Origin of the sequence: Burkholderia sp. LMG 13014 (assembly GCF_905232215.1) — a bacterium.
In the GTDB taxonomy this organism is placed as follows: domain Bacteria; phylum Pseudomonadota; class Gammaproteobacteria; order Burkholderiales; family Burkholderiaceae; genus Burkholderia.
In genome coordinates, this window is record NZ_CAJNKE010000451.1 from 1 (window position 1) to 4,849 (window position 4,849).

Genomic DNA, 4,849 nt, shown 5'->3' on the forward strand with positions numbered 1-4,849 from the left:
GTGGCATCGCTGGTGCACGCGGCCGCCGAGCGTTTCGGCCGGCTCGACGTCGGCATCAACAACGCGGGCATCGCACCGCCGATGAAGGCGCTGATCGACACCGACGAAGCCGATCTCGACCTGAGCTTCGCGGTGAACACGAAGGGCGTGTTCTTCGGGATGAAGCACCAGATCCGCCAGATGCTCGCGCAGCGCGAAGGCGTGATCCTGAACGTCGCGTCGATGGCTGGGCTCGGCGGCGCGCCGAAGCTGGCCGCCTACGCGGCGTCGAAGCATGCGGTGGTCGGGCTCACGAAGACGGCGGCCATCGAATACGCGCGCCACGGCATTCGCGTGAATGCGGTGTGCCCGTTCTACAGCACGACGCCGATGGTCACCGACAGCGATCTCGGCGACCGCCAGGACTTTCTCGCGCAGGGCTCGCCGATGAAGCGGCTCGGCCGGCCCGAGGAAATCGTCGCGACGATGCTGACGCTGTGCGCGAAGGAAAACACTTATCTGACCGGGCAGGCCGTCGCCGTCGACGGCGGTGTCTCGGCCTTCTGACGGAACCGGACGAACGGAATCGAGGAGTCGATCATGGACTTTGGCTACACCCCGAAAGTGGAAGAACTGCGCAGCCGTGTGCGCGCATTCATGGACGCGCACATCGTGCCGCGCATCCGCCAGTGGAACGAGGAAGTGCACGCGGGCCAGTATCCCGTGTCGTTCATGGAGGAACTGAAGGAACGCGCGAAGGCGGAAGGGCTGTGGAACCTGTTCCTGCCGCACCTGAAGGACGACGAGCCCGGCATGGGCCTGACGAACCTTGAATACGCACCGCTCGCCGAGATCATGGGGCGGGTGGGCTGGGCGTCGGAAGTGTTCAACTGCAACGCGCCGGACACCGGCAACATGGAGCTGCTGCACATGTTCGCGTCGCCCGAGCAGCGCGAACAGTGGCTGAAGCCGCTGCTGCGCGGCGAGATCCGCTCGGCGTTCGCGATGACGGAGCCCGACGTCGCGTCGTCGGATGCGACAAACATCACGACGCGCATCGAGCGCGTGGGCAACGAGTACGTGATCAACGGCCGCAAGTGGTTCATCACGAACGCCGCGCATCCGAACTGCAAGATCTTCATCGTGATGGGCAAGACCGATCCCGAGGCCGCGTCGCACCAGCAGCAGAGCATGATCCTCGTGCCGCGCGACACGCCGGGCGTGACGATCGTGCGCAACATCACGGTGGTCAATCACTACGCGCCGGAAGGGCACTGCGAGATCACGTTCGACAACGTGCGCGTGCCGGCGAGCAACCTGCTCGGCGAGGAAGGCAGCGGCTTCGCGCTCGCGCAGGCGCGCCTCGGGCCGGGCCGCATCCACCACTGCATGCGCTCGATCGGCGCGGCCGAGCTTGCGCTGGAGCTGATGGTCGACCGCGCGCAGTCGCGCGTCGCGTTCGGCAAGCCGCTGAACAAGCACGGCACGGTCGGCGAATGGATCGCGCGCTCGCGCATCGAGATCGAGCAGGCGCGCCTGCTGGTGCTGAAGGCCGCGTGGATGATCGACAAGGTCGGCGCGAAGGCCGCGCGCAAGGAAATCGCGATGATCAAGGCGCTGGTGCCGACCGTCTATACGGACGTGTGCGACCGCGCGATGCAGGTGTTCGGCGCGGCGGGGTTGAGCCCCGATACGCCGCTCGCCGACCTGTGGACCTGGGGCCGCGCGCTGCGCTTCGCCGACGGCCCGGACGAGGTGCACCTGCAGGCGATCGCGCGGATGGAAATCAAGGATGGCGAGCCCGGTTCGACGGCCGCGTACCTGACGCCGCCGCTGCGCGGCTGAGCGTTGCGCCACGATGCGCAGGGCCGTGGACGAACGGGAGGCGCACGCCGTAAGATGCCGGCAAGGAGATCCGGCGATGCGCCTTTCGAAGATTGACCTGAACCTGTTCGTCGTATTCGACGCGATCTACACCAAGCGCAACCTGACGCGGGCCGCGGAGGTGCTGAATCTCACGCAGCCTGCCGTCAGCAACGCGCTGGCGCGGCTGCGCAAGACCCTGAACGATCCGCTGTTCGTCAGCACGCCGGCCGGGATGATGCCGACGCCGCTGGCCGAGAACATCGTCGGCCGCGTGCGCGAGGCGATGCAACTGCTCGATTCGAGCGCGCACGAAGGCGACGTGTTCGATCCGGCGTCGTCGACGCGTGTGTTCCGGATGAGCATGAGCGACCTGACCGAAGCGCTGCTGCTGCCCGCGCTCGGCGAACTGCTGCAGACGCATGCGCCCGGCATGCACGTGCGCAGCTACACGATGGATCGCCGCGAAGTCGCGACCGCGCTCGCGAACGGCTCCGTCGACATCGCGATCGACGCGCCGCTGATCGGCGATCCGCATCTGCACCAGGCGCTGCTCGTGCGCGACCGCTATGCGTGCATGATCCGCGACGATCACCCGTTCAAGGGCGACACGCTCACCATGGACGACTACCTTGCGATGGGGCACATCCACGTGTCGAGCCGCCGCAAGGGCAGCGGGCACGTCGACGCGGAACTGACGCGCCTCGGGCTGCGCCGCACCATCCAGATGCGCGTGCAGCACTACATGGTCGCGCCGCTGATCGCGATGCGCGGCGATCTCGCGCTGACGGCGCCGCTGCGGCTGCTGCAGCGCTATCCGGCGCGCATTCTCGAACTGCCGTTCGAGATGCCGGGCCTCGAATACTTCTGCTACTGGCATCGCAGCGCCGATCAGGACCAGGGCAGCAGATGGTTGCGCGAGCAACTGATGACGCTGATGGGCGGGATCGGCGAGTCGCAGTGATGCGCGCGTGGCGGCCTTTGGCTGCTTCGACGTTCGTCACGCTTTACGCCGGGTGGATGGCGTGATGACACGGATACCGGCCGGCCCGCGCTGACCGCGCATCAACGACGTGCCTGCGCGGCCGCTTCGACCGCATCGCGAAATCGCTGCAGCGCGGGCAGGCCGGCCATCGTCGCGAGGTGAATCAGCGCGATTTCCCCCACCGGCATGACGGGAAAACCACCGACCCTGTGGATCACGCCCATGCGCGCATAGTGCAGCACGGCCGACTGCGGCGCGACGGTCAGCGCACCGAGCGCGTCGGCCATCTGCAGGTTCGTGTGAAACGACATCGATTCGACGAGCGGGCGCGGCGGCATCAGGCCGTGATCGACGAACAGCGCGTCGAAGGCGCGGCGGGTATCGGTGCCGGCATGCGGGACGATCCACTGTTCGCGCTGCAACTGCTCCGTCGAGACGCGTCGCGCATCGGCGAACGGATGCGCGAGCGGGCACGCGATCGCCAGCGGTTCTTCGTACACGGGGAGGATCGTGACGTCGAGCCCGTCGAGCTTCGATAACGCTTCCGCGTCGGGACGGCTGATGATGCAGTCGATCCTTCCGGTCGACAGCGCGTCCAGCAGCCCCGAGACATTCGATTCCATGACCGTGAACCGTGGCGCGGGGGCGTCCCGCGTCAGGTTCCGCATGATCTGCGGCAACAGCGCGACGCTGACCACGGGCAGCATGCCGATGCGCAGCAGCGGCCGGCCTTCGTCGTTGTCGTCGCCGGCCAGCGCGACGTCGAATTGCGCGAGCGCGATCCGCAAGCGCTGCAGGACGGCTTCGCCCTCGGCGGTCAGCCGTCCGCCGCGCGCGCCGCGCGTCACGAGCACCGTGCCGAACACCGCCTCCATCTCCTGCAGCATCTTCGTGATCGCCGGCTGGGACAGGTGCAGCACGCGTGCGGCCGCGGCGAGCGAGCCGCCGTCCGCGACCAGCTCAAGCATGCGCAAGTGTCGCAGCCGCAGGAAATTGCCCGCGTTGCGTCGCCCGGAAATCAGGTCGGGATTCATGTTTTCGGAATGCTGGTTCATGAATCTTCAATTTTCATGAAAGCGCAACCTGCCCACAATAGCGACTCGACCTAATGGAGAGAGACATGCACAACGGGTGGAGACAAGCAGGGGACCGGCAACGGCAGCCGACCGGGGCGCCGACGCGTCGGGCGGCAGCGAAAGGAGCGCGGACATGACGGCATTCAAACCGCTCGCCGGGATTCGCGTGCTGGATTTCACGCACGTCATCGCGGGCCCGCTGGCGACGTTCCATCTGGCACAACTCGGTGCCGAAGTCGTCAAGATCGAGAATCGCAACGGTGGCGACGTGATGCGCCGCGGCAACGGGCGGATGGGCTTCGTCGCGCTGAACGCCGGCAAGCGCTCCATCGAGCTGGACCTGAGCGACGCAGGCGACCGCGACCAGGCGCTCGAACTCGCGCGCGAAGCCGACGTGCTGGTCGACAGCCTGCGGCCGGGCGTGCTCGACCGGTTCGGCCTGGGCGACGGCGCGCTGCGGGCGCGGAATCCCGGGCTCGTCTACTGTGCGATCAGCGGCTGGGGCAACACCGGGGCGTGGCAGGGCCGGCCGGCCTACGACCATGTCGTTCAGGCGGCGACGGGCATGACGCTGATGGCCGGCCGTGAAGGCGAGCCGCCGGTCAAGACGGGCTTCCCGGTGGTCGATGCCGGCACGGGGCTCGTCGCTGCGATGGCGATCCTGGCCGCGCTGCGCGAGCGGGATGCATCCGGTCTGGGGCGGTATCTCGACGTGTCGATGACCGGCGCCGCGTTGCAGTTGATGTATCCGTTCGCGTGCCAGGCGCTCACGGCCCGCGTTGCGCCGCCACGGGTCGGCAACCAGGGATACTCGGGCAGTCCGGCGGCGGACCTGTTCGCCACCCAGGACGGCTGGGTCGCGCTTGGCGCCAATACGCCGAGGCAACTGACGGCCGCGCTCGGCGTACTCGGGCGCGCCGACCTCGCTCGCGATCCGCGCTATTTC

The 4,849-nt window shown here is 67.7% G+C and carries 5 protein-coding genes; 4 read left to right on the plus strand and 1 reads right to left on the minus strand.

Annotation, left to right across the window (positions count from 1 at the left end):
• The 3 genes from JYJ84_RS28375 to JYJ84_RS28385 form a co-directional block, all read left to right on the plus strand.
• Positions 1-546: SDR family NAD(P)-dependent oxidoreductase (locus tag JYJ84_RS28375; RefSeq protein WP_205189757.1), on the plus strand; the 546-nt coding region annotated here is incomplete at its 5' end.
• Positions 547-579: 33 nt separating this feature from the next.
• On the plus strand, positions 580-1,824 hold the full coding sequence (locus JYJ84_RS28380; RefSeq protein ID WP_122948503.1) for an acyl-CoA dehydrogenase family protein: 1,245 nt from the start codon (positions 580-582) through the stop codon (positions 1,822-1,824).
• A 76-nt stretch (positions 1,825-1,900) separates the two neighbouring features.
• Complete coding sequence (locus JYJ84_RS28385; RefSeq protein WP_174956654.1) at positions 1,901-2,806, plus strand: LysR family transcriptional regulator; 906 nt, start codon at positions 1,901-1,903, stop codon at positions 2,804-2,806.
• Positions 2,807-2,907: 101 nt separating this feature from the next.
• Here JYJ84_RS28385 and JYJ84_RS28390 read toward each other — a convergent pair whose 3' ends face one another.
• Positions 2,908-3,882, minus strand: coding sequence for a LysR substrate-binding domain-containing protein (locus JYJ84_RS28390; protein WP_175222149.1), 975 nt, complete (start codon positions 3,880-3,882; stop codon positions 2,908-2,910).
• Between the two features lie 154 nt (positions 3,883-4,036).
• On the opposite strand from JYJ84_RS28390, the gene JYJ84_RS28395 reads away from it, so the two are divergent.
• The coding region (locus JYJ84_RS28395; protein WP_205189758.1) for a CaiB/BaiF CoA-transferase family protein at positions 4,037-4,849 on the plus strand (813 nt) is incomplete at its 3' end.

Excerpts from the sequence above, each read along its gene's own strand:
- JYJ84_RS28380 (WP_122948503.1), top strand. The coding sequence starts at position 580 with ATGGACTTTGGCTACACCCCGAAAGTGGAAGAACTGCGCAGCCGTGTG.
- JYJ84_RS28390 (WP_175222149.1), bottom strand. The coding sequence starts at position 3,882 with ATGAACCAGCATTCCGAAAACATGAATCCCGACCTGATTTCCGGGCGA.
- JYJ84_RS28385 (WP_174956654.1), top strand. The coding sequence starts at position 1,901 with ATGCGCCTTTCGAAGATTGACCTGAACCTGTTCGTCGTATTCGACGCG.